The organism is Bradyrhizobium lablabi, from assembly GCF_018131005.1.
Taxonomy (GTDB): Bacteria; Pseudomonadota; Alphaproteobacteria; order Rhizobiales; family Xanthobacteraceae; genus Bradyrhizobium; species Bradyrhizobium lablabi_D.
Map to the genome: position 1 here is coordinate 101,659 of NZ_JAFCJK010000009.1, position 23,241 is coordinate 124,899.

A 23,241-nucleotide genomic window follows, 5' to 3' on the forward strand; every position below is an offset into this window, starting at 1 on the left:
CGAAGACAGTGGAGGGCCTATGGCCGACCAGTCGTCAAAAGCCGCAAGCGACCACGTATTTGGTCGCAGTCATTGGAAAGCGTCCAAGTTCACCCTCCTGACTAGCGCAGATGCAGATGATGGGAGCCTGTTGTTATACAATAGTGCTGTCGGTGCTATTGCGCGTGTCACTCGTGCCGACAGTGCCGTCGTAGCTGAAGCGTACAAGAAGGGGTTCTCCGGTACACCACTAGGGCCGCTCGCTGAACTCACGTTGAACGGTTTCTTTGTTGACAGTGAGTTAGACGAAATCGCTTGGGCTTCTTCAATCCGTGATAGCGAGACATTAAGAGAAGATGTTCTTGAGCTGTGTCTTCTACCTACTGAAAAGTGCAACTTTCGGTGCACCTATTGCTACGAAACGTTCCTTCGCGGAAAGATGCAGCGAAGTGTAATAGAGGGCATCATCAATTTCGTGCAGGGCAGATCTGCTACGTTGACGTCTCTTCGGGTCGGATGGTTTGGGGGCGAACCTCTAACGGCGCCAGAAGTCATCTCGGAAGTAGCAACGCGACTTCAAGATATTTGTAAAGCGAGCGGGACCCGCTATTCGAGTTCACTGGTAACCAACGGTTACTTGTTGAATTCTAAGATGGCCGACCTCTTGTTTCGTGCCGAGGTTCGGGATTTTCAGATAACCCTGGACGGAAGCGCGGAAGACCACAATCGCCATCGACTATTGGCAAAGAAGAAGTCTCAGACGTCTAATACTTTTGATCGGATATTCGCCAACCTCCTATCTCTCCGAGACCGGCCGGACCCCTTCCGAGTAATAATTCGGCTTAATTTCGACCCGGAATCGGCAAAGCGGATAGGGCCGTTTCTTGATAATATTTCTCGCGAGTTCGCAAATGACGAGCGTTTTTTTGTCGACTTTCACCCAGTAGGCCGCTGGGGCGGACCAAATGATAGCAGTCTGCCGGTCTGCGGAATGAGGGAAGGTCAAGTTCTCCAGACACAATTTTTCGGCAGCGCCGGCGAAAGTGGCCTAAACGTTAGAGCTTTGCGTCAACGGTTAGAGCCGAATGGAAGCATGTGCTACGCGGCTAATCCTCGTTCTTTCGTGATCGGATCTGACGGTACAATCTACAAGTGTACTGTGGCATTTGAAGACCCAAGGAATCAGGTTGGGAAGATAACTGAAGACGGCCAGATGTTAATCGATCAAGCGAAGTTCCTTTTATGGACCAATGATGGTTCAGCGGGCCATAAGGGCTGCCAAGCGTGTTTCTTCAAGCCGTCGTGTCATGGCAATGCATGCCCATTAGAGAGAATTAGATCTCAATCCCCACCTTGCCCGAGTACTAAGGTTACTATCGACCAGGCAATTCGGGTCGTGGCTGCTGATGCGATACGGAAAGCTGGGGGTTAGGCGTATCTTCTTGAGGTCACAAGCGCTTAGACAAAGCTTTGACAGCCCCGTCGAACAAAACCATGCGACTTGTTCTTGGCAGCGGTGGGGACGCTGAACGGGCGACAATGGTCGACGCCTGTTTTTGCCATCAACTCTTACGGCCCTCGGTCCTTGTCCTAGCGCAGGCTGGAGTTCCAGAGCAGTATTCGGAAGAGGACGCCCGTGCCTGGCTGGCGAGACGTCCGGCGTTTCGGTCCATTGCTATCACGATCCTTCACGATCTTGAGGATCTAAACTCAAAAAAACTCGCTGAATGCGGAGGCATCTGTATCTCTGGGGGCAATACCTTCAATCTCCTGAATCGACTCCGGCGAAGTGGACGATCCGACGTGCTCTTGAGCGCCGTGCAACGCGGGTTTCCAGTTTACGGAATGAGCGCAGGTGCGGCTATCATGGGCCATGATATCGCGGTCGCCGCGAGCATACCTGAAGCGGATCCAAACGACGTCGGATTGGACGACTTCCATGCGTTGAACCTTGCCAATGGCTGGAACATCTGCTGCCACTATCTGCCGGAATGGGCGCCGCTTCTGCGACAGGAAGTAGCCAGGTCGGGCCGGAATATCATCGCGATTCCAGATGCGAGTGGCGTGTTTTTTGATGGTACTGCACCGCGCGTTATTGGTCCGGATCCGGTGACATTACTAACGGCCGAGGTCGTGATGACTCTCCCTGCGGGATCCAGATTAAATTTGTGAGACCCTGCTCCATCGCTCTCAGTTGACGAGCGATAGCGGGTCGCAGCGTACTTCTTTCGCGGGCTCGGGCGGTAATGCGCAACATCACTGAACGGCGTTAAACTCTAAACAAAGTGGCGCGCATGTTGGGCGACGGTTATCTCTCATGAAGGGCGGAGAGCAGCAAGCCGACTCGCTTTGGTGTGCAGTGTTGCCAGTCGGATCCGCTAACAGGGGTGACCACTTGATCGGACGCGATGGTGGGCCTGTCTGGCCCATCGCCTCAGCCGAGGACGAGGCGGCCCTTGCTTTGCTGGCCGGACTATTTGGAGCGCGCCTGCATCGGACGGAGGTCGTTCGCGGAAAATCTCGGCAGGGTCAAGATGTGGTTGTTTCGCTCGGCGCCGATGCTAGTCGTCCAGGGGCGCTTTATGCACACCTGACGCAGCGGACTCATCGACACGTGAGATCGATTAATGACGCTCAGGACATCGATCACTTGAGCGTTGTGGTTACCACGGTCGACCACCTTACGCCGGATCTATTCCTTCGCCTGTACGATATTGGCAACAACAATACCGTTCCTGGGATTGTGGCCGCGGATTCTGCCCCTGATCTGCGCCGACAGGTTTTGATCCGCTCCGCGGCCAGTGTGCTGAGTGGGCTTCCTGCGTTGCGACGGACCGACATTTTGCCGGTCTCTCGCGAGGAGCATGAGGCCAAAAGCGATCAGCTCCTGTTGCTCGACGATGCATCGCCGGCTGAGATTGTCGAGGCTATAGGCAATGGATCAGGCGTACTTCGCATAGTGACCCATTCCGACGGAGTCGATGCGATGCTGAGCTCACGGCTGACACTTTGCCCCATGGATCGCCTCCCCTCACGAGGTAAGGACGCTCCACCGTACTGTTACACAACTGGTATTTGCCATCGTCATGAGATGCCCCTATCCGAGGTATTGGCGTCACAGCTCTTGCTCTCCCCCGATTTGCTGAGGGCGCAAATTTTTGTGTGGGACGTATGTTGGGGCGTAATACCGAAAGGACGCGCGATTGACCCGGTTTGGGGGGTTGGTCAAAGAATGCTGAATAGTCCGACCATTGGCGCGCTACTGACACCTTGGACCCTTGTTCTCTCCGGTCCGAACTTGACTACGTCGTTGGCGAAAGACTTAGCAGGAGGAATGCCGGTCGGGCAGGCTGCCGCCAATTTCAATGCTTCCGCTGGTGCGGTAGATAGGAGCTACCGGTTGGCCGTGTTTGGTGACCCTCTTGTCCGTTTGCCAGCGACAGATTTCAAACCAAAAGCCCCTATCGAGCCTAGGAAAACACCCTCAAGGATTAAGCTTTCGACATGCAGTGAGCCTTCAACGCCAGGCGCAGGCCTCAGTTTTATCAGCTCCTATTTAGAACAAGCCGTAACGCACTTGGAGCCAAACGCGGTGGCCAGTGCTGAGACCGTCACAAGGGAATTGCTATCTTGCTTTCGATCGCTCTTGGAGGAAAGGTCCATTGAGGACGGAACCAACGCCCCGGGGCCACGTCTGCGCGAAGCGGTACTAAGTTTCCTTTTTTTGCATGGATCGATGCCGAGCAAGGATTGGATGGCGTACGTGAGCGATTGGCATTCCGCGGATCCGATCTCTTGTTTTTCTTGCGGTGAAACCGCAGACCGCATTGTGATGAAATTCTCCATCCCATCGGTCGGGCCCCGCGATGTAACGCTATGTCCGGTTTGCGGCTTAGTCCGAGATGCTCCGGTCGGTCCAGATTTCACTATTGCTCATAACAGGGAGAGCGCAACGATCCAGCTTTCTGGCAACGTGCCGTTCACCCATTGGGCCGCAGAAGTAGCTCTGCGCTCCGACGTCAGACGGGACCGCCCGCAGAACCTACGTTGGCGATGGCGATGCGACGACACCGGACGTCCTGTGCCATGGAAACTCCCATTAGAAGCTCAAGCCAGGCCGCACAGCCGAGTTAGTGTCACCCTCATGCACCAAACAGACTTGGTAATTTTCAGTTGGCCAATACGCAAATGATCTATCAGCACTTTCATGAGCATGCCCCATACAGGAAATCAGGCACGTTGCTCCTGGCCTTTCAAAGACCAAAAGTCCAGCTTCGAAATGGCAACCCTTCGCAATCAGCGTCGCCGCATTCATCACATTCCGATGTATTACAATCGCGGGTTTTGGCTTGCAGAACTGGCGATAACCTGTGTCACCGCGCTTGGGATAAACTCCAGAGTGTGCACCCAGACATTCAGCGCACGAGTTCCGCAAGAAAGCGGCGGCCACCGCAAGCGAAGGGATGCTGTGTCAGTTGCTGATATGGAAGGATTCCCGACAATGACTCTCGATACAGAGAGCGCGCTGGTCCTCTTCTCCGGAGGGCAAGATTCGACGACTTGCCTCGCTTGGGCGCTCACGAAATTTTCTCATGTCGGGACTGTCGGATTCGATTATCGCCAACGCCACGCTATCGAACTGACCTGTCGCGGCCAGATCCGAGAAAAACTAAGGGTGTTATTTTCGGAGTGGCGGGAGGCTTTAGGGGCCGATCCACTGGCGCGGAATAAGTTCCAGTATCTCGGTCACGTCCTCGCCGATCGTGCGCAATCGGCTATCGCCGCGGCATGGGCAGGTCCCTGGCACCGGATAGACAATGCGCTCCCGTGGCAAATGCTCCGGCAGCGGCCGGCGCGCCGGATTGCGGCGCTCAAATGATGCCACCGTAGTCCTATCAGCTGCGGCCATCAGCACGGTCCATGTCCACGGTGACCCGACGCCGCCCAGGGTGGCCGCTCCGCCGGTCTTACGCGCTTGAGCTTCGCGTTCCGACCACACCATCACCTCCCACACGAGATGAAGTTCGAATGCTAGAGCGTTTTCGAGCGAAGTGGATACCGGTTCGCATCAAGAAAACGCGTCAAAATAAGAATCTAGAGCCCCGTTCCGATTCCATCGGAACGGGAAGGGCTCTAGCCCAGCTTCTCGCCAGACCAAGACGCTCTGCAGGGCGATCGGAGGGCACGGCGTGCTCTCGGCTCCTTCGCCTTCTCGTCAGTACGCGGTCTGCAAGACATGATGGCCGACGCCTGCATCCGGGACAGCGAGGCCTGGGTCCAGGCAAAGGCGCCCTTAGTCGAGAGCCATAAGCGGCCACTGGCGCAGCGTTGAGCGTTGCGGCAGTGATCCTTCACTACCATGCGCCTACGGATCAATCAGGACGCCCGGGTTGAGCATGCCCTGCGGATCCAGTTCCCGCTTGGCTGCCCGTAGTGCGGCGGCGAAAAGCTCCGGCCGTTGCCGATCGTACCACGGTCTGTGATCGCGGCCGACGGCATGATGATGTGTGATGGTGCCACCTGCCGCGATCAATGCGTCGCTCGCCGCATTCTTGATGGACTGCCACTGCTCCAGCAGTACGCCGTGGCGACCAAGACCGTGGAAAGTGAAATAGGGTGCAGGCCCGTCCGGGTAGACGTGAGTGAAGCGGCAGGTGACTTCACCCTTAACGCCAGTTGCTTCCAGAATGGCGCGCTCGGTCGCCGCCTTGACGTTGTCGTGTAGGTTTTCGAACTGGTCCCAGGTGACGGCAGTCTCGAACGTGTCGTTGATGAGCCCCGCGGGCGTCAGAAATTCCCGCGCATAGGGCATGCGAATAAATGCATTGCGCCAGATGCCCGCCGCGCCTTCCAGATGCGCATCACCGGTGGCCTTCGCAGGCTCCTGTGTTCCCCGGTGGTCGGTGCAGCATTCGAGGGCGCGCGCGATCCGGGCGTCCAGCGGATGATCGCCCGACTCGAATGCGAGCACCATGATGGCAACGCTGCCGTCGGCGGCGCCGGTGTTGAAGGCCTCCTGCGGGTCCAGGATCCGGCAGTTTGATGGATACAGGCCCGCTTGCGCGACCGCACGCACGGCGCGCGCGGCATCGAAGAACGAGGGAAATCGAACTGATGCGCTGGCGCGGAATTTCGGACGGGGCTGCAATCGCATCCACGCGCGCGAAATCACACCCAAAATGCCTTCCGCGCCAATGAACATGCGGTCGGGACTGGGACCTGCACCCGACCCGGGAAGCCGGCGTGTTTCCACGATACCAACCGGGGTCACGACGCGCAGGCTTTCGACGAAATCGTCGATATGGGTATGAAGACTGGCGAAATGGCCACCCGATCTCGTCGCAATCCAGCCGCCGAGGGATGAATATGCAAAACTCTGCGGAAAATGCCGCAGCGTGAACCCATGCGGCTTGAGCTGGTTTTCCAGGGACGGGCCGTAGGTTCCGGCTTCGATCGACGCAGCGCGCGACACCGGGTCGACTTCGATGATTTTGGAGAGATTGCGCAGATCGAGGGTGATGGACGCCTTATGCTTGATGCCATCAACGCGCGGTTCGACGCCGCCGCAGACGCTCGAGCCGCCTCCAAAGGGCGTCAGAGACGCGCCGACAGAACCCGCCCAGTCCATCACGGCGGAAATGTCCGCCTCCTCGCGCGGATACGACACGACGTCGGGCACGCAATCGTAGTCGCCGAGCATCGCTCTGACGTAATCCGGATATGACTTGCCATAGGTGTGCGCGGCGCGATCGTAGCGTTCCGTCGTACAGAAGGGGGCCAGCGAAGCTGGCGGCAGCACGCGCGGCTCTCGCAAGGAGAGGTCTTCAAGGCGCGGGATTGCGATCGTATCGAACTCGCCAGTTCCAAACATCGCATGATAGCGGCCCAGGATAAACTTTCGCTCCTCCCCGCTCATGCCTTCACCTTCGCGTCCCCACCCGTAATGTTTTAGCCTTGCGCCAACCATGAGCGTCCCCTCCCGTTTCCATTCGAGAGTTTCGATTCTGAACCGGAGCGCCGCTGAGGCGAACTCGTTCAATCAAAACGATATGCTTCCGAGAGGCAACGTGAAAGAGCGCCGATGGCACAATCTATCTCGCGCGAGCGGCGGACCTAACCCCGGTCTAGCCATTTCAAAACGGTTCCCTTTGATGCGAGCTTTCGGATTGCGATCGAGGCGAATCCGGACAATTGCTCCACCTTCACGGCAGCTCCGCTGCGTCCGCTCAATCCGTCCCCGGGACCTGGCAAGCAATCATTGTCTTCGCCTTAGCGGAGAACCTCCCTCCCCGCCTCGATCTACGCGCGTTTTCAATCTCAGATGCCGCGCCTCATCGGAATGCGCATCTAAGACCCCATGACGAGCACTTCCTGAAGCGCGGGCAAGAGTCACCTGCCTACCACTCCGGCGCTGAGCGCGAAGCACCATAAACACGTTCAAGCCTTCTGGATGACGCCCAAAACTGCGGCCGGACTCTCGCGCGGGCGACGCCAGACTATTTCGCCTCGATCTTCGGCGCAGCGCACGAGCATTTCTTCAAGGCGTTCGGCTTCTAGATACTCAGCGTGCAAACCGGCGATGATGCGCGCTCGCTCTTCCACTGAAAGACCGGCGCCGGTCTTCCCATACAGCGCCCCAAGCTCCGCCGTTGCCCTTGATACAATCGCATCGGGCCAGCGCATAAATCAGAATGCTTCATCAAGCTCACCCGAACGGCCGCCTTCGAAAAACCCCTTCCGCTTTGGATATTCGTGTCCCCTTGAATATCTGGCAAAGCGTCTGTCGCCATCACATGCGTGTTTAGTTGCCGGTACAAACGAGTCACACGTCCTCGCTCTTCAAACCCGCGGTCTGGGTGAAATGTCCGCTTTGCGTGGGCGGCCCGGCGGCGGATTGGCAAGGGGGGCTTTGCCGCCGGGCCTAATCGGCGCTCTCAAACATGCTCCGACTATCAGCAGGCTAGGCCGGGACCGCCTCCGGCAATTTGCGATCGCTCAAGTTTTGTTCAACCCTGATAAGCACGAGGCATAGTCTCAAGCCAAAGGCCCCAGCTCAGAAAGGGATGCGTCATGGGCCTTCACTCCCGGAAGGAACGCGCAGAAGCTGCTCGTACATCCTCCACTCCCGACTCTGCCCATGTCGCCCAAGGTATCACCACGGTGAACATACTACGTTCTCGTCCAGTAATCCTTGGCTTCAGGCCCCTTCAGAATCTCCCCGACCCTCTCGTCGATTATGGTGACGTTCGCCAGATTATATTCCGGCTGCCGCTAGCGGCGCCCACACCCAGCTTCATCGAAAAGGCGATCTCATCTACGCACCTCCATCATCGTCACGATCAGTCTTGCGGTTTTTCGAAACCGACGACCGAGACCATGCTGCGTGATGTCGCTCGCCACAATGGGTTGCGTCACGTCACGCGCTGTCGATGTTCTACCTATGGCGCCCCGCATGTCCTCGAGGATGCGATCGAGTCTCCGCAGGCACCGCGCTTGTGATCCCTCTCGTTCTCCACGACTCCGACCTACTCCGGCGTCGCGACCGTCACCGACAAGACCTGTCGCAGAGCGGACCGATTGACGGACGAATCAGGCTAGTTTCGGCGCCATACGTGCGGCACGTGTTGCCCACATGAACGCGTTCATAAATCGTACTTTGAAGGTTTTTTCGCCATACTTCTTAATTACCAACCAACTCAGCAGTTGGGGGGCATTCGTATTTGAATTCCCACTGCTTTGAAATCTGCTTGCGGCCCTCGGCTGTGAGCATGCGGTATGTTGCGCGCCTTCGCGGTGTGCGGCAGTGGAATTTCCCCATATTCAACAACAGGCCTCCATAAGGAGATCTCAAGAATGGCCACAACTGCGTTGACTGATGCTATCTATCAAAACACGGTAGGGAACAGCGAAGGATTCCCCCTAGGCGTCCCCACAAACTGGTCTTGGTATAAGGGCACCGACGGCTCTACGGGGGACACCCCTCCTTCCGATTTCACGGCCGTCACGGGGTGGGGACAAGTTTATCCCCAGTCGGGGGCGACAGCCAGTTCCAATCCGAGCTCCAGTGTTCAGATAGCGAATTTCCAGACCTGGGTGCATCTCACGAGCGGTGCCTGGGTCCAGGTACAAAATCAGTCGACGAACCCCATCGACGGGTCCCATTTTCTCGCTGATTTTTCTGGAAGCTCTGCATGGAAGGAGACAACATTATCGGACGGCAGCGTAAGCGTGGATGCGCCGAAAAGTGGATACAACGACCATTTTTGGCCGTCCGCACGCGGAACTTACGCGGCCGGAACGATCGATGGTGTCTTCGTTGAAGCGAATATGAAGACTGACGATCCGAACGCAAATCTCGTGGCCAATCTGGGCGCCGATTGGTGGCGTAGCGCCACTGCTCCATACGTGGACGGGTTTGCCAACAATCCCAGCCCCGGGATGAGCGATTGGGTCAAACTGACAACTGATTGGAAGACTCTCTATTACACGTCGGTCAGTCCGCAGACCTTGCAGGCCAATCCGCCGCCTCCCCTACTGGCCGGCACCACACCGACGCAGCCAACCACGCCCCCCCCCCCCGACACGCCCACGACCCCCGACATTGCGCCGGCGGTGACGCAGGCGTCTGCATCGCCGGGGACGGGAAGCGAGCATGCTGGCGATACCATCACATTGACGCTCGGCTTCAATGAGGCTGTGACGGTGACGGGCAAGCCGACGCTGTCGCTCAATGATGGCGCTACGGCCACCTACGTTAGTGGCTCGGGCACAAGTACGCTCACCTTCAAGACGACTGTCGCGTCGACCGACACCAATACCTCGGCGCTCGCCATCACAGGAGTCAATCTTCCGAGCGGTACGAGCATCAAGGATTCATCGGGTATTGCGGCGAACCTCGCGGGCGCGGTGAAGACTTTCACCGGTCTCCAGATCAATCCGGTGCTGCCGGCGGTGAGCCAGGCCACTGCCTCGCCGGGGACTGGCACCGAGCATGTCGGCGATACCATCACGTTGACGCTCGGCTTCAATGAGGCTGTGACGGTGACGGGCAAGCCGACGCTGTCGCTCAATGATGGCGCCACCGCCACCTACGTTGGTGGCTCGGGCACGAGTGCGCTCACCTTCAAAACGACTGTCGCGTCGACCGACACCAATACCTCGGCGCTCGCCATTAAAGGAGTCAATCTTCCGAGCGGTACGAGCATCAAGGATTCATCTGGTGTTTCGGCGAACCTCGCGGGCGCGGTGAAGACTTTCACCGGTCTCCAGATCGATCCGACACCCTTGTCGCCTACCTCACCAACCTCGCCAACTCCACCAACCTCACCGTCATCGCCATCGGTGACCACGCCGGTCCTCGCCATCGCGGATAAGTCGCTTTCGGTGACGAAAGGAGGCGGTACGGTCGACTTGGGGGTCAAGGTGACAACGTCCGATTCCAACGATGTCGTGACGGTGAACATCAGGGGCTTGCCCAGATACGAGACGATCACCGACGCTCTCGATGGTCAGACGTTTCGGGGCAAGAACATCACTTTGACGGCCGCGCAGGTCGCCAGCGGACTGACGCTGCAATCGAACTACCGGGGCTGGGCCGATCCGGTCGCGACGCTCTCGCTGACGGCCACCGCGAAGGACCCAGTCACCGGCGCTGTTGCGACCTCCGCGCGGCAGACCATCACTGTGAAGGATCCTGCGCCTGCAACCGCCACCTCAGCTCCGCAAACCACCACGGCGACGGAACACCCGCACGCGACCGGCACAAGCACTGGGTCCCTCGCCGGCCACGGCTCTGCGCCGTGGAACAAGCATCAGGAGCCGGTCAGCAGCGCCGCGACGACGTCAGCGCCGCGGCCGGTCAATGTGGCGGATCACTCTGCGCTGTTTAACCAGATCAGGGACCTGGTCGCCGGCGGCCTTGCGACCTCCACGCCGCAACAGCCGGCCACAATGACGGATCACCCGTCTACGCCCGGCGCGACCACAGCATCCCTGGCAAGCCAGAGCTTTGCATTGCTGAACCAGTATCTGGCCGGCAACACCGGCCGCGTCGATCACGGTCAGATCGTGGCGGCCGTGTCGAACGGACCCACCTGGGGTCAAGACTCGTTCCTCACCAAACCGCAGCATTGAACCGCTTCCGCACCTGGGCGCTCGGCGCCCGGGTGCGGGGCGCCGTCAGTTTTGGAATCAATGGAAGGAACATGAGCGCGGCCGGGTAGCTGCGTAAGGTTTGGTAACAATGGCGATGCAGAATGGGAATGCCCACGCCGCAGATCTGGGGCTTCGCGCGCTGGCTCTGTTCCTGCGCCTTCATGGCGTAAATGCCGAGCCCGACCAGCTCCGCGATCACTGCGGGAGCAGTGCCATCGGCATCCGCGCGATGCTTCGCTGTGCAGGCGAACTCGGGGTCAAAGTCCGTTCGTGCACAACACGTTGGAAGCGACTTGCAGATCTCCAGCTGCCTGGAATCGCTTCACTTCGCGATGGCGGATTTCTCCTTCTCGGCAAGGTCGACGACCACGCAGCGCTTGTGCTGCATCCAACCGCGTCGCGACCGAAAGTGTTAACGCGCGCGGAATTCGAAGAAATCTGGGACGGCGGTTTGATCCTGGCCGGATCACAAAATCTCGCGAACCGCATGCTTCATTCCCTTGCCGGCATGAGTTTCCGCGGGCGCGAGCTGGCGGGGCGTGTCGGCGATGCCGTGATGCGTGCCCGCGATCCCATGAAGCGTGCCCAGGATGCCTTGAAGGGTGCCTGGGATGCTTTGATGCGTATCCGCGACACAGTGATGCGCTCCCGTTTCGCCGATCGAAGCGATATGGCCGTGCAGTCGGTGAGCAGCGGATCTCAGGTGGAAGGCAGCGATACGGAGACCGGCGATGAATCCGGGCTCATCGCCACGGCGATCTTGCTCCGTTGCCATGGCATCGCGGCGGACCCGGGCCAGATCCAACATCGGATGGGTACGGCGCGCGTCGGTGTTGCCGAAATCCTGCGCTGTGCCAAGGAATTCGGGCTCAAGGCGCGGTCACAGCGGACGAGCTGGAACAGGCTTGCCGTGACTCCGCTGCCGGGAATCGCCGTGCTGCGCGACCGCGGATTCCTGATCCTCGGCAAGGTCATCGACGACACTCTCCTCGTTCAACGACCGTTGTCTCCCCGACCTGAAGCCATGACGCAGGCCGAACTCGAGGCAATCTGGGGCGGCGACATTATCCTGATGACCCGGCGCGCGTCCCTGACGGATCTCTCGCGACGCTTCGATATCGGCTGGTTTGTGGGCGCGGTTCACAAGTATCGCCGCCTTCTCGGCGAAGTGCTGGTCGCGTCGTTTTTCCTTCAGGTGTTTGCCCTCGTCTCGCCGTTATTCTTCCAGGTGGTCATCGACAAGGTGCTCGTGCATCGAAGCATGAGCACGCTCGACGTTCTGGTCGTAGGCCTTGTCGCGCTGACCGTGTTCGAGACCGTTCTCGGCACACTGCGCGTCTATCTGTTCGCGCACACGACAAACCGCATCGACGTCGAACTTGGCGCGCGGCTGTTTCGCCACCTCATGGCGTTGCCGATCGCCTATTTCCAGACACGTCGCGTCGGGGATTCGGTCGCACGCGTCCGCGAGCTCGAGAATATCCGCCAGTTCTTGACCAGCTCGGCGCTCACGCTCGTGATCGATCTGCTGTTCACCGTCGTTTTCCTTGTGGTGATGTTCTATTACTCGACGCCTCTAACGCTGATTGTTCTGGCGTCGTTCCCGTTCTACATCGGCATATCTGCGGGTGCCGCGCCCCTGTTTCGCCGGCGCCTCGATGAGAAGTTCAATCGTGGCTCCGAGAATCAGGCCTTCCTGGTCGAGAGTGTGACGGGTGTCGAGACGCTGAAGGCCATGGCGGTCGAGCCGCAGATGCAAGTCCGCTGGGAGGAGCAGCTCGCCGCCTATGTCGGCGCCAGCTTCCGTGTGCTCAGTCTGAACAATACGGCAAGCCAAGCGGTGCAGATGATCAACAAGCTGGTCGTCGCCGCAACCCTTTATTTCGGCGCCAAGCTCGTGATCGGCGGAGACCTGACCGTGGGCGAACTCGTCGCGTTCAACATGCTGGCGGCGCGCGTGAGCATGCCGGTGTTGCGGCTCGCGCAGCTCTGGCAGGATTTCCACCAGGCCCGTCTGTCGATCGATCGCCTCGGCGACATCCTCAACACCATTCCCGAGCCGAGCTTCAATCCCGGCCGGGCCGCGCTGCCACCGATCCGCGGGCAGGTCACATTCGAGCATGCGACGTTTCGCTACCGCATCGACGGCCCGGAGGTGCTGCACGACGTATCGTTCAGCGTCGAGCCCGGGCAGGTCGTCGGCATGGTGGGCTCCTCTGGCTCGGGCAAGAGCACTGTCACCAAACTCATCCAGCGCCTCTATGTGCCGGAGAGCGGCCGTGTGCTGGTCGACGGCGTCGACCTCGCGATGGTCGATCTGGCCTGGCTTCGACGCCAGATCGGCGTCGTGTTGCAGGAGAATGTGCTGTTCAACCGCTCTATTCGCGAGAACATCGCACTCGCCGATCCGGGTATACCCATGGAGCGGGTCATTGAAGCGGCAACGCTCGCCGGCGCTCACGACTTCATCCTGGAACTGCCCGAGGGTTATGACACCATCGTGGGCGAACGCGGCAGCGGTTTGTCCGGCGGCCAGCGCCAGCGCGTCGCGATCGCGCGCGCGCTCATCACCGATCCGCGCATCCTTATCCTCGACGAAGCGACCAGCGCCCTCGATTACGAAAGCGAGCGCGCCATCCAGCAGAACATGAGGCGAATTGCCGCCGGACGAACCGTGTTCGTCATCGCACATCGGCTCTCCACCGTGCGCAATGCGAACCGGATCATCACGCTCGAGCATGGCCGCATCGTCGAGGACGGCAGCCATGATGAGCTGATCCGCTCGAACGGACGTTACGCAAACCTCCACTATCTGCAGGCCGGACTCCATGACGTCCGCTAGCCGAAACATCGTCCCTTTTCCGAAGCGCGAACCCCGCCGCCGCGAGGAAGAAATTGCGTTCCTGCCGGCGGCGCTGGAGATCACCGAATCGCCGCCGTCGCCGATCGGGCGTGCGATCGGCGCGAGCATCATCGCGGTGTTCTGCATCGCGTTGGCGTGGGCCTCGTTCGGCAGCGTCGATATCGTTGCCACCGCGACCGGCAAGATCATGCCGGGCGGGCGCACCAAGCTGATCCAGCCGTTCGAGACCGGCGTTGTCCGCGCCATCCACGTCCGCGACGGACAGAGCGTCAAGGCCGGCGATATCCTGATCGAACTCGACCCGACGATGACGGAGGCCGAACAGGAGCGCCAGAGAGCCGATCTCGTTGCGGCCGAGCTCGACGTCGCGCGGCTACGCGCGGCGCTCGCGGAGGATCCGCTTGCCGCATTCCGGCCGCCGCAGAGCGCGGGCGCCGCGGAGATCGAAATGCATCGTCAGTTTCTGATCAGCCAGCGCGCCGAACAGAACGCCAAGCTCGCCGAGATCGAGCGCCAGCAAGGCCAGAAGGACGCGGAACGGGCGACCATGTCGGCGAGCGTTGCGAAGCTGCAGGCGACGATCCCGGTGCTGCAAGAGCGTGTCGACATTCGCAAGAATCTCGTCGAGAAGGCACTGGCCTCGAAGGTCGTCTATCTCTCCGAGTATCAGGAACTGGTCGGCCTCCAGCAGGATCTCGTCCTGCAGCAGAGTCGGCTGCGCGAAGCAGATGCGGCCATCGCCCTGCTGAGGGAAACGAAAGACAAGACCGCCGCGGAGTATCGGCGCGCGACCTATGATGCGCTCGCGAAAGCCGAGCAGAAGGCTGCGAGCGCCCAGCAGGAGGTGATCAAGGCAGAGAGGCGCACGAAACTCCAGCAATTGGCCGCACCGGTCGATGGCGTCGTGCAGCAACTCGCTGTTCATACGGTGGGAGGCGTCGTGACGCCCGCCCAGGCGCTGGCCGTGGTGGTTCCGAGCGAGAGCCAGCTCGAGATCGAGGCCATGCTCTCCAACCGTGACATCGGATTCGTCCATCCGGGACAGAAGGCGGAGATCAAGGTCGATACGTTCACCTTCACGCGCTACGGACTCCTTCACGGGGAAGTGCTCAGCGTGTCGTCCGACGCCATCACACGCGACAGGCAGCTGGGCGGGTCCAATGACCGGGCGGCGGGATCAGCGCAGAGCAGCAGCGAGCCGAAAGGCCAAGAGCTGGAATATGCCGCGCGCATTTCACTCGACCGATCTTACATGCAGATCGAGGACAAGCTCGTCAAGCTCGGTCCCGGCATGGCGGTGACGGTCGAGATCAAGACCGGCGCGCGCAAGATCCTCAGCTACCTGCTCTCGCCGCTTGCGAGATACAAGCAGGAAGCGTTGCGGGAGCGGTAGCACGAACCAGTTTCGTATTCATGGTCTCGGGCACACTCGTAGCCTCGACAAGCTGATCAACGTTCGTCCTGACATTGCGAAGCAGAGATCAGTGCCGCCCGCCTCCTTCAGCACGCGCAGCCCGGCGACCTTGATGGCATAGCCTCTTTTTCATCCGGCGATGTCAGGCGGCCAAGCCGCATTCGCCTGTTCCATGCGCTCCAACAGAGTCTCGATCCCACCTTCCGGCGGCCCAGATAGAGAACGTCTCTTTCACCCCGCTTTGACACCTCATTGCGGGAGAAGTCGATGCGATAAACCTTTTCTACTAGTTGATAGCTGCGCGCGGCCACGTGATAGCGCGCCTCAGCCCAGAGCAACGCGCTTCACCCGATCGAACCATCGGCGCGCGGCGGCGCGTGAGCCTGCCCGTTCATTGCGCGGCACCCGCATCGCCTTCCGAACTGAACGAAAACAACGAACAGGTCTGTCTACACCTGGCCCGACAATATTGATGGTCGTCAAGTTGCGTTGGGAACCATCGTACACACTGCCGCATATTTGCTGCGCCGGATGACGGCACGACAGGCACACGGAGTTTCGCAATCACCCAAGTTGTCAATCACAATTGGCTGCCTCGCGCGATTAACGGCTAGGCGTTTTGCGGAGTATGCACGATGGGAAAGAGCGAGGTCTATATTTTCGGCTTTCGCGGTTTTCCAAGCGTCCAAGGCGGCGTCGAGACGCACGTCGAAAATCTCGCCCCGCAACTCGTCCAAATCGGGCACCGCGTCACCGCCTGTGTCCGTTCACCGTATGCCGATAAGCAACTTAAGGAGTGGAAAGGCGTACGGATGCTCCGGTTGTGGACCGTACGCAATGCCTACTTCGAGGCGCTTTTGCATTCGCTGATTTGCGCGCTCGTCGCGGGATTTCGCAGGCCGCAAGTCGTGCACGTCCAGGCTATCGGACCCGCTCTTGTTGTCCCCCTGCTTCGCATTCTTGGTTTGCGAGTTATTGTCACTCACCATGGCGAGGACTACAACCGTGAAAAATGGGGCCGCGCGGCACGCACTCTCCTGCGCCTCGGCGAGGCACTGGGAATGTGCTTTGCGCATAAGCGGATTGCCATCAGTCGCAGCATCGAGAAGCTCATCGCCACCAAGTATGGTAGGTCATGCGAGTTCATTCCTAACGGCGTTGCCTTCGCAGATCCGCCGCAAGAGAGCAACAAGGTTGTCGAACTGGGCTTGGAGCCAGGTCGGTACGTATTGACAGTCGGACGGCTTGTTCCCGAGAAGCGGCAACTGGACCTTCTGCGTGCCTTCCGCAGCGCGGGACTAAGCGGCTGGAAGCTGGCAATTATCGGTCGGATCGATCACAAGAACAAGTACGCCGATCTTCTCGCTTCCGAAGCGGCTCTCGCGGAAGACGTGGTGATGGCCGGTTTCCAGAGCGGCGACTCTCTGCGTCAACTTTACGCTCATGCGGGATTGTTTGTTTTGCCTTCTTCGCACGAGGGACTACCCATCGCACTCTTGGAGGCGCTCAGTTATGGGCTGCCCGTTCTGGTCAGCGACATTCCTTCCAATCTAGAAGTGGTTGGCGATGCGGATCGCGTTTTTCGAATGGGCGATATCGCGGAATTGAGCGCGAAACTCCGTGCTTTGAGCCGTTTGAGTTCGAACGAGGCAGACCGCGAAGCGGTCAGGCTGAATTGCGTCCGTCGCTATAATTGGACGGAAATTGCTCGGAAGACTTCGGCAGCATACGAGGAACTCGTCAATTCCAAGTCGGGCCTCCCACTCCCGCGCTTGAATTCGAGCCGGCGATAAGACAGGAAGCCAAGACAAGGGATGAGTTCGGGCACTCACTAGCGTCAACGACATCTGCCGTGAACCGCGGGCCCGAGAACGATCTCATCCGGGTTTGACAGCCGTTTGGTGACCTCGCCAACCCTGCGGGAAAGACTGTCTGAGATGCCGAAGCCGCGCTGCCATTGGCCTTGGGCAGAGAATGATCGCTACAAACTTCAGGATTGATAATTTGTCGACAACCATCAAGTCGCTCCGGAAACGCCATACGAACTCTAAAACCTCCAGCAGCCCGGCGCCATTGTTGCGATAATACGCCAGAAATCTCAAAGCACGGCGAGAAAAGCAGCGCTGCGCCTGTAGTTTGAGTTCTTGACGCAGCGACGCGATCTTAATGCGCTCGTCCGCCGTACGCGATATAAGGCTGGCAACCTTCCAGCCGTCGCCTAAGATCTCCGCAACACCCAATCTGCCCGTTTCCGAATCGTCATGAAGATTGAGGGTCGCGCACGCTTCATTGACGAAACCCACTTCTCCTTCAAGAAGAAGGGGCGCCCACGCCGCAACGTCTGCCGCGTGCGTATAGTTGACAGGAAATCCTCCTCGTGAGCGCAAGGCTTCCGTACGCACCATCACGCTACAAATCGCCACGTTTATCTCGTCCGCCAGGAATTCCAAAAGGACATCAGCTCCGTTCCGGAGTCCTGATCCAATACGTCTACTGGCGCGGGCCGGCTTGGTTTGCCCGAACGAGGCTAAATGGCAATTCGTCAATGCGACGACGATTGGCACTCGCGACTTTCCGATAACCCCGACACACCGTTCGACTAACCATTGAGATATCCTGTCGTCATCGGAAACGAAAAAAACGTATTCGCCTCCGGCTGCTGCCAAGCATGCGTTCCAATTCGGAAGGAGACCGATATTTGTTTCCTGCCTCAGTACCCGGAGCCTTTTATCGTCGAACTGCCGCAATACGTTCTCTGTATCATCCAGCGACGCATTATCCGAAACAAGCACCTCAATGTTATTGTAAGTTTGCGCCAAGGCCGCCTGAATGCACCCTCTAAGCAATGCAGCCCGATTAAATGTTGGGATGGCAATCGTGACGAGCGGACCGCCTGCCGATTCGGGTACAGTTCCTAAACTTGACATCGCCACTCCTGCTTCAACGGCCTGTTAGAAATTCACCAGGCTCTTCGGTCGTTGGGCCGACGGGATATCCGAAGCTGCGGTTCTGGACTTGGACTCCTCTTCGACGCGCTCTAACCATGCCTCACGCCACCACGAATATATGGCGCGCGGGCAGAACATTCGCTTGTAGCTATAGCAAGATCCGCACGAGACACCCTCGAGAATTACGGCAGCTGTCTTCATGCGTCTCATTTTCCCGGTTTTTTCATCAATGAATTTGGAGACTTTCGCTCGGACGCGGTAAGTGCCACCGCAGTAGGGCACCATTTCCCCATCAAAAAAGAGACCTCGATTTGTGTACTGGGAATTCACGGTCGAAAGTATCTCTTCATAAGATTTTACTCGCACAAGCTCGCCGGGTTGCAAGTTCAGATTAACGACAGGCTCGACTTCGCCGGGCCGGAGACGACCGCGATGACGAGGGTAGAGCGTTCCGCCGCGGCGAGTTTGAAACCAATCGTACAACCAGCGGCCAGGACGTCCAAGGGTTGGATGGTAGGCCCTGGTTAGCTTGCAGTACACCGAGTAGACCAAGCCGTCGAATATGTTGCGAAGGCTCACATTGCCCGAGACGTAGTCAGCGACATATTGGTCGAGCCGCCACCAAGGAAGCGGCTTTGTGAAATAGGGCAAGCGGACCGCTTGGCACTGATACGCTACTTCGTTCTCGCGCGAAATCGACGTTGCTTGCAGAACGTCGCTCTCCAGGCAGCCTTGCGCCGGAATTGTTGCACGAGACTGTGATGCTGGCGCCGAACCGGCTACGTCCAGACCATCGGAGACAGGCTTCAGCCACGCGTCCTTCCAGAAGATCAAGCACTCTGCTTGGCAGCCTCCGTAAGCCTGGCCGTCACAGCGAAGATCCAGATGAATCCCGCCAGCAAGCCGACGTCCGTAGGTGCCGTTGACAGTGTCGCATGTCTTGTGCGCGACCTTAAAGACTTTGAAGGACCGGCCACAATATCTGAACATTTGTGGCATGAAGGGAAGGCCTTCCAGGCGGCCAGTCCTGTCGAGTGTCGCAAGGATCTCTTGCTTGCTGCGTACTTGAACCCAATCTCCAGCACGAAGACCCATTTGCCAAATCCCTCTCGTTACTTGACTGCATCGTCGTACGATCGTGAGAGCAATTTCACGGCCCGAGCTGGTGAACCGCTCCGCTTGGTGCGGCCAAGCTCTGATAGAGCGAGAGCAGTGCCGCTCCGTGTCTTTCGAGTGAATACTCCGTCTCAGCGATCCTTCGAGCTTCCCTCCCGAATTTCCTTCGCAAATCGGAGTCACTCAGCAGCAACTTGATTTGGCTGGACAGCTGCTGGGCATTCTTGGGTTCGAAGAGCAAGCCGGTTTTGCCGTGGCTTACGAGTTCTGGTATTCCGCCGATGTGCGATGCGACGATCGGCTTCGCATGTGCCATTGCCTCGAGGATCGAAAGCGGATTGTTCTCGTGCCACTCGGACGGAACGACGACCATGGATGCATCCCTGAGTCTTGCTTCGAGAGCTTCGCCGGTCAGGTGGCCGGTAAACTCTGCCAACGGGAATCGCGATTGTAAGTTTCCGAGCAATGGGCCCGCTCCGGCGACGACAAGCCGCCATGCTGCATTGTCGCCCGCATGTGCCCGCAGCAAGGTCTCGACCCCTTTCTCAGGTGAAAGACGCCCAAGGTAGAGCACGAAACCGTCGTCCTGCCCCGACACCTCGATGCGGGACGTGTCGACACCGTTCGGGATGTAAACTACCTTGTCTTCGCCCAATCGGGGCACGACAGCGTCACGCATAAAGCGGCTAGGGGCGATAAATTTATCCACCCGCTGATAGCTGCCAGCCGCTGCATGAAAGCGAGCTTCTCCCCACAACAGCACGCTGCGCCCGATCGAACCGTCAGCGCAGCGTTGTACGAGCAGTGCTTCGTAGTGGCCGTCGGAACACTTCGTACACACTTGGCCGTTTGAGAGCCGGGTATATACCGGGCATACGAGCTTGTAGTCGTGCAATGTAAGAACGATCGGAATCTTGATCCGTGAAGCCGCGTTGATGATGGAGGGCGTCAGCTGATGGTAAACATTATGGCAGTGCATTATGTCCGGCTTTTCATTGCGTATCAGGCTAGAAATCTTGTCTGCCGCTTCCCGCGAATTAATGAACGAAAGCGCCGATCTGAGCCTGGCGACCCGCGAAGTTGACCGGTAGTCCTTCAATGAGACGAAATACGACCCATACTTCGATGGACGATTACGCGGATCGCACATGGAGAATTCGACAACATCAACTGCGTGCTTCTTCATCAAGTCGATTTCGTCGAACATGACGGCCTCAGCGCCGCCCTTCAAATAGAAGAACTTGTTGGCAAACAGGACTTTCAGGGCCGCCTTTGGCGGTCTGACCTGCCTCGCCGTATCGATCGCCGTGAGCCGGCGTTCTTTCCACACTCCCGTTTTGTGGCTCGACGATCCAGCCAACACGCCGCCGCCTTGATCGAAAGGCTCGCTCATGTTGCTGGTCCGGCCGTAGACTCGCGGTCCTCCTCAGCTCCGCGCCCGCTATGGACCGCTCCGCCAGCTGCTCCTTTGCATGGCGCTCGCATTGCGTTCCCTCTGCGATGAAAGCGAAGAACAAGTGTCAGAAGCCTATCTTGGCTCCGTCTGCCGATATTGACGGTCGTCAAGTCTCGTTGGGTACCGTCGCACAGGATGCTCCAAATCGCCGCGCTGACCTGGCATCGCGCTCCGCTATCAAGATGTGCCGCCCGTCATTGAGACAAGTTGCGGCTCAAAGTTCGTGGCGATTCCCCCACACGGCCACCTGCAGTCATTCGGCCGGCGTAGGCGAAAAAGAGCGTCATGGACGTGAAGCTATCCAGAAGATTTTCCGAGAAAAAGTATATGCAAAGCACAACGAATAGAACTCTTGCCGCCCCCGACGTAAGCGCAGCTCGCACATAGGTGAGAAAGCAGACGAATATCACAAGATTGACTGGCCCGTACTCGACGAGAATCCGAAGGTAATCGTTGTGCGGCACCAACCCGGCGTATGTCAGTGCCGGAGTTTCACCAGGCCCGTATCCAAAGATCCACGTTCCTACGCCGCCGCTGGAGTAAATATCCCAAATGTTCGCCCAATGGATCAGGCGGAAGAACCCTGAGAGGTCGGTCGAGCCCGTCAGCAGCACCAGTTTCTGGTATGACATCGAAACTACGGAGCGTGGATCGATGTTGAGCGCGAATGCCAACCCGTTTAAAGCGATAATGGCTCGATCGAAAGCCCCGAACTGAAACGCAACCACGCCGAGGGTGAGGACGGGGATGAGGATGGCAGCTAGCGATATAATCGACTCCCTTGGCCGCAGACCGGCGACCCACATACAAATCGCGATCACCGTCGCCACGATGGCGCCAATCTTATTCATGAGCGCGGCATTCAGAAGCTGCAGCAGAATGACTCGATTCCCGAACACCGGTGCTGCGGCGAAAAGCAACGCGCTGAAATGCAGGACTGCGATGTTCGCGTTGGGAAGATATCCGAAAGGTTTACCCTCCCAGTTCCAGATCTTACTTGTACCAACCGCCATGAATGCTATCGGCAGAGCCGCCAAGGCGTAGAGGCAGTACAGCTCTACCGATCGAAACGGGGTTCTGTTGCAACGGCCAGCGGCATAGAAGATGTAGAGAGACAGGTACTTCAGCACGTCCGTCATCGACGTGTTCGCGGCATTGTAAATGACACTCAAAAGAGTTGCCGCCACTGATACCACCAGAAACGTCATGCTGGCCGAGCCATCGCGTTCCCATCGGAGGCCGCCGACTAGGGCATATCCAATGAGCGCAATCGCAACGGAGTTACTTATTGCATAGAATGCTGGCGAGCCCGACAGATGATAAATGAAGACAAAAAGGCTCTGTACAACCAACGACCCGCACAACACTAGAAAGAAGGGTCCGTCGCTCCGGGACGCGACTGTACTTCCGGACCGCCGCGTCGTATCAAGTGCGAAAGACGACATCGGTTCCTATTGCTACCGTTAGAGAGACCAAACCCAGCACACTGCCAACTTGCATTGCTTTCGGGAAGAAGCGTGCCAGCACGCTGGAACGTTCACGCTTCATGCATGGTAGCGTACGATTGGTCACACCGGACTTACGCCCTATTGATAATCAGGTACGATTTTGGGACGAATAAAAAGCGCTCCACGACGAATTCGCCTTCGGGAAACAACGTTCTGAACTCATTTGCGGATAAGATATTGACTTCGTCGAAGAAACTTTGCGTGAGAGCCGTGTCTCGGTGAATCAGTCCAAACGGTGAGAACTTTACCACAGCACGTCCGATGCGCCGGGGCAGCCAATGCAAGAACGGCATGACGAAGTGTGGCTCGAGGGGAAACACCTTTGCTGGCGTTTGGATCACATAGTTTCTGGCGACGCGCGCAATTTCGCGAGCCAGACCGACCCGCTCATTCGGCGGGACGTGCTCTATCACCGAGTTGCAGATTAACACGTCGATCTGCTTGTCACTCGCGGGAATGTGCTTTCCATCATAGATGCTCACCTGGATGTTGCTTGGCGCCCCACCGATTTTCGCGGCATCAAACTGATTGTCCAAGGCAATGTTGTAGATCGTAATCTGCTTCGGTTTTATCTCCGGTTTGACATGTCTCCAATAATGAAGGGAGCCCCCGATATCGACGATCGAGCGATCGTCGATATCGGGGAAAATTCGCTTGATCTTCCGGGCGCGCGAGATCCGAAACCGTTTCATGAATGGCGATAAAGCGTAGAACCAAAGCCGCATGTACTGTCTCCTCGGGGCGGCATCTCGCTAGCATCATGGCCCAGCTCCACAATGTCCGCGCGGCCACCGTAATTCGCG

14 protein-coding genes and 2 pseudogenes are annotated in these 23,241 nt (G+C 58.3%); 7 read left to right on the forward strand and 9 right to left on the reverse strand.

Annotation, left to right across the window (positions count from 1 at the left end; all coding sequences use genetic code 11):
- The first annotated feature begins 19 nt into the window (after positions 1-19).
- The 3 genes and pseudogenes from JQ553_RS25595 to JQ553_RS25605 form a co-directional block, all read left to right on the forward strand.
- Positions 20-1,411 (forward strand): radical SAM/SPASM domain-containing protein, encoded by a 1,392-nt coding sequence (locus JQ553_RS25595; RefSeq protein WP_212502805.1) that lies wholly within the window; start codon positions 20-22, stop codon positions 1,409-1,411.
- 107 nt (positions 1,412-1,518) lie between these two features.
- On the forward strand, positions 1,519-2,151 hold the full coding sequence (locus JQ553_RS25600; protein ID WP_249144596.1) for a Type 1 glutamine amidotransferase-like domain-containing protein: 633 nt from the start codon (positions 1,519-1,521) through the stop codon (positions 2,149-2,151).
- A gap of 2,329 nt (positions 2,152-4,480) precedes the next feature.
- A pseudogene (locus JQ553_RS25605) lies at positions 4,481-4,693 on the forward strand (7-cyano-7-deazaguanine synthase); the annotation flags it as partial.
- Here JQ553_RS25605 and JQ553_RS25610 read toward each other — a convergent pair.
- The 3 genes and pseudogenes from JQ553_RS25610 to JQ553_RS25620 all read right to left on the reverse strand — a co-directional run.
- Positions 4,694-4,870: pseudogene (locus JQ553_RS25610) on the reverse strand (IS66 family transposase); the annotation flags it as partial.
- Between the two features lie 474 nt (positions 4,871-5,344).
- Positions 5,345-6,946 carry an FAD-binding oxidoreductase gene (locus tag JQ553_RS25615; protein WP_212502969.1) on the reverse strand — a complete coding sequence of 534 codons (1,602 nt, stop codon included), beginning with the start codon at positions 6,944-6,946 and terminating at the stop codon, positions 5,345-5,347.
- A 470-nt stretch (positions 6,947-7,416) separates the two neighbouring features.
- Positions 7,417-7,662, reverse strand: a complete 246-nt coding sequence (locus JQ553_RS25620) for a hypothetical protein (RefSeq protein ID WP_212502807.1) — start codon at positions 7,660-7,662, stop codon at positions 7,417-7,419.
- Positions 7,663-8,832: 1,170 nt separating this feature from the next.
- On the opposite strand from JQ553_RS25620, the gene JQ553_RS25625 reads away from it, so the two are divergent.
- Positions 8,833-11,112 (forward strand): hypothetical protein, encoded by a 2,280-nt coding sequence (locus JQ553_RS25625; protein WP_212502808.1) that lies wholly within the window; start codon positions 8,833-8,835, stop codon positions 11,110-11,112.
- Here the strand turns inward: JQ553_RS25625 and JQ553_RS25630 are convergent.
- On the reverse strand, positions 11,093-11,332 hold the full coding sequence (locus JQ553_RS25630) for a hypothetical protein (protein WP_212502979.1): 240 nt from the start codon (positions 11,330-11,332) through the stop codon (positions 11,093-11,095). The two genes, JQ553_RS25625 and JQ553_RS25630, sit on opposite strands and share 20 nt — an antisense overlap.
- Between JQ553_RS25630 and JQ553_RS25635 the strand changes: the two genes are divergently transcribed.
- The 3 genes from JQ553_RS25635 to JQ553_RS25645 all read left to right on the forward strand — a co-directional run bounded on the left by JQ553_RS25635 (position 11,285) and on the right by JQ553_RS25645 (position 17,203).
- Positions 11,285-13,975 carry a type I secretion system permease/ATPase gene (locus JQ553_RS25635; protein WP_409363093.1) on the forward strand — a complete coding sequence of 897 codons (2,691 nt, stop codon included), beginning with the start codon at positions 11,285-11,287 and terminating at the stop codon, positions 13,973-13,975. The two genes, JQ553_RS25630 and JQ553_RS25635, sit on opposite strands and share 48 nt — an antisense overlap.
- Positions 13,962-15,389, forward strand: a complete 1,428-nt coding sequence (locus JQ553_RS25640) for an HlyD family type I secretion periplasmic adaptor subunit (RefSeq protein ID WP_212502810.1) — start codon at positions 13,962-13,964, stop codon at positions 15,387-15,389. Before JQ553_RS25635 ends, JQ553_RS25640 begins: the two co-directional genes overlap by 14 nt.
- Positions 15,390-16,045: 656 nt before the next feature.
- On the forward strand, positions 16,046-17,203 hold the full coding sequence (locus JQ553_RS25645) for a glycosyltransferase family 4 protein (RefSeq protein WP_212502811.1): 1,158 nt from the start codon (positions 16,046-16,048) through the stop codon (positions 17,201-17,203).
- A gap of 84 nt (positions 17,204-17,287) precedes the next feature.
- Here the strand turns inward: JQ553_RS25645 and JQ553_RS25650 are convergent, their stop codons facing one another.
- The 5 genes from JQ553_RS25650 to JQ553_RS25670 form a co-directional block, all read right to left on the reverse strand.
- Positions 17,288-18,337 (reverse strand): glycosyltransferase family 2 protein, encoded by a 1,050-nt coding sequence (locus tag JQ553_RS25650; protein WP_212502812.1) that lies wholly within the window; start codon positions 18,335-18,337, stop codon positions 17,288-17,290.
- A 24-nt stretch (positions 18,338-18,361) separates the two neighbouring features.
- Complete coding sequence (locus JQ553_RS25655; RefSeq protein ID WP_212502813.1) at positions 18,362-19,453, reverse strand: hypothetical protein; 1,092 nt, start codon at positions 19,451-19,453, stop codon at positions 18,362-18,364.
- A gap of 55 nt (positions 19,454-19,508) precedes the next feature.
- Positions 19,509-20,867, reverse strand: coding sequence for a glycosyltransferase family 4 protein (locus tag JQ553_RS25660; protein ID WP_212502814.1), 1,359 nt, complete (start codon positions 20,865-20,867; stop codon positions 19,509-19,511).
- A 257-nt stretch (positions 20,868-21,124) separates the two neighbouring features.
- Positions 21,125-22,138 (reverse strand): O-antigen ligase family protein, encoded by a 1,014-nt coding sequence (locus JQ553_RS25665; RefSeq protein WP_212502815.1) that lies wholly within the window; start codon positions 22,136-22,138, stop codon positions 21,125-21,127.
- A 371-nt stretch (positions 22,139-22,509) separates the two neighbouring features.
- Complete coding sequence (locus JQ553_RS25670) at positions 22,510-23,163, reverse strand: class I SAM-dependent methyltransferase (RefSeq protein WP_212502816.1); 654 nt, start codon at positions 23,161-23,163, stop codon at positions 22,510-22,512.
- Positions 23,164-23,241 lie beyond the last annotated feature (78 nt).

Bases quoted from the DNA above. Each gene is read 5' to 3' on its own strand.
- JQ553_RS25665 (WP_212502815.1), bottom strand. From the start codon at position 22,138: ATGACGTTTCTGGTGGTATCAGTGGCGGCAACTCTTTTGAGTGTCATT.
- JQ553_RS25645 (WP_212502811.1), top strand. From the start codon at position 16,046: ATGGGAAAGAGCGAGGTCTATATTTTCGGCTTTCGCGGTTTTCCAAGC.
- JQ553_RS25670 (WP_212502816.1), bottom strand. From the start codon at position 23,163: ATGCGGCTTTGGTTCTACGCTTTATCGCCATTCATGAAACGGTTTCGG.
- JQ553_RS25640 (WP_212502810.1), top strand. From the start codon at position 13,962: ATGACGTCCGCTAGCCGAAACATCGTCCCTTTTCCGAAGCGCGAACCC.
- JQ553_RS25655 (WP_212502813.1), bottom strand. From the start codon at position 19,453: ATGGGTCTTCGTGCTGGAGATTGGGTTCAAGTACGCAGCAAGCAAGAG.
- JQ553_RS25600 (WP_249144596.1), top strand. From the start codon at position 1,519: ATGGTCGACGCCTGTTTTTGCCATCAACTCTTACGGCCCTCGGTCCTT.
- JQ553_RS25615 (WP_212502969.1), bottom strand. From the start codon at position 6,946: ATGGTTGGCGCAAGGCTAAAACATTACGGGTGGGGACGCGAAGGTGAA.
- JQ553_RS25650 (WP_212502812.1), bottom strand. From the start codon at position 18,337: ATGTCAAGTTTAGGAACTGTACCCGAATCGGCAGGCGGTCCGCTCGTC.
- JQ553_RS25660 (WP_212502814.1), bottom strand. From the start codon at position 20,867: ATGAGCGAGCCTTTCGATCAAGGCGGCGGCGTGTTGGCTGGATCGTCG.
- JQ553_RS25620 (WP_212502807.1), bottom strand. From the start codon at position 7,662: ATGCGCTGGCCCGATGCGATTGTATCAAGGGCAACGGCGGAGCTTGGG.
- JQ553_RS25625 (WP_212502808.1), top strand. From the start codon at position 8,833: ATGGCCACAACTGCGTTGACTGATGCTATCTATCAAAACACGGTAGGG.
- JQ553_RS25595 (WP_212502805.1), top strand. From the start codon at position 20: ATGGCCGACCAGTCGTCAAAAGCCGCAAGCGACCACGTATTTGGTCGC.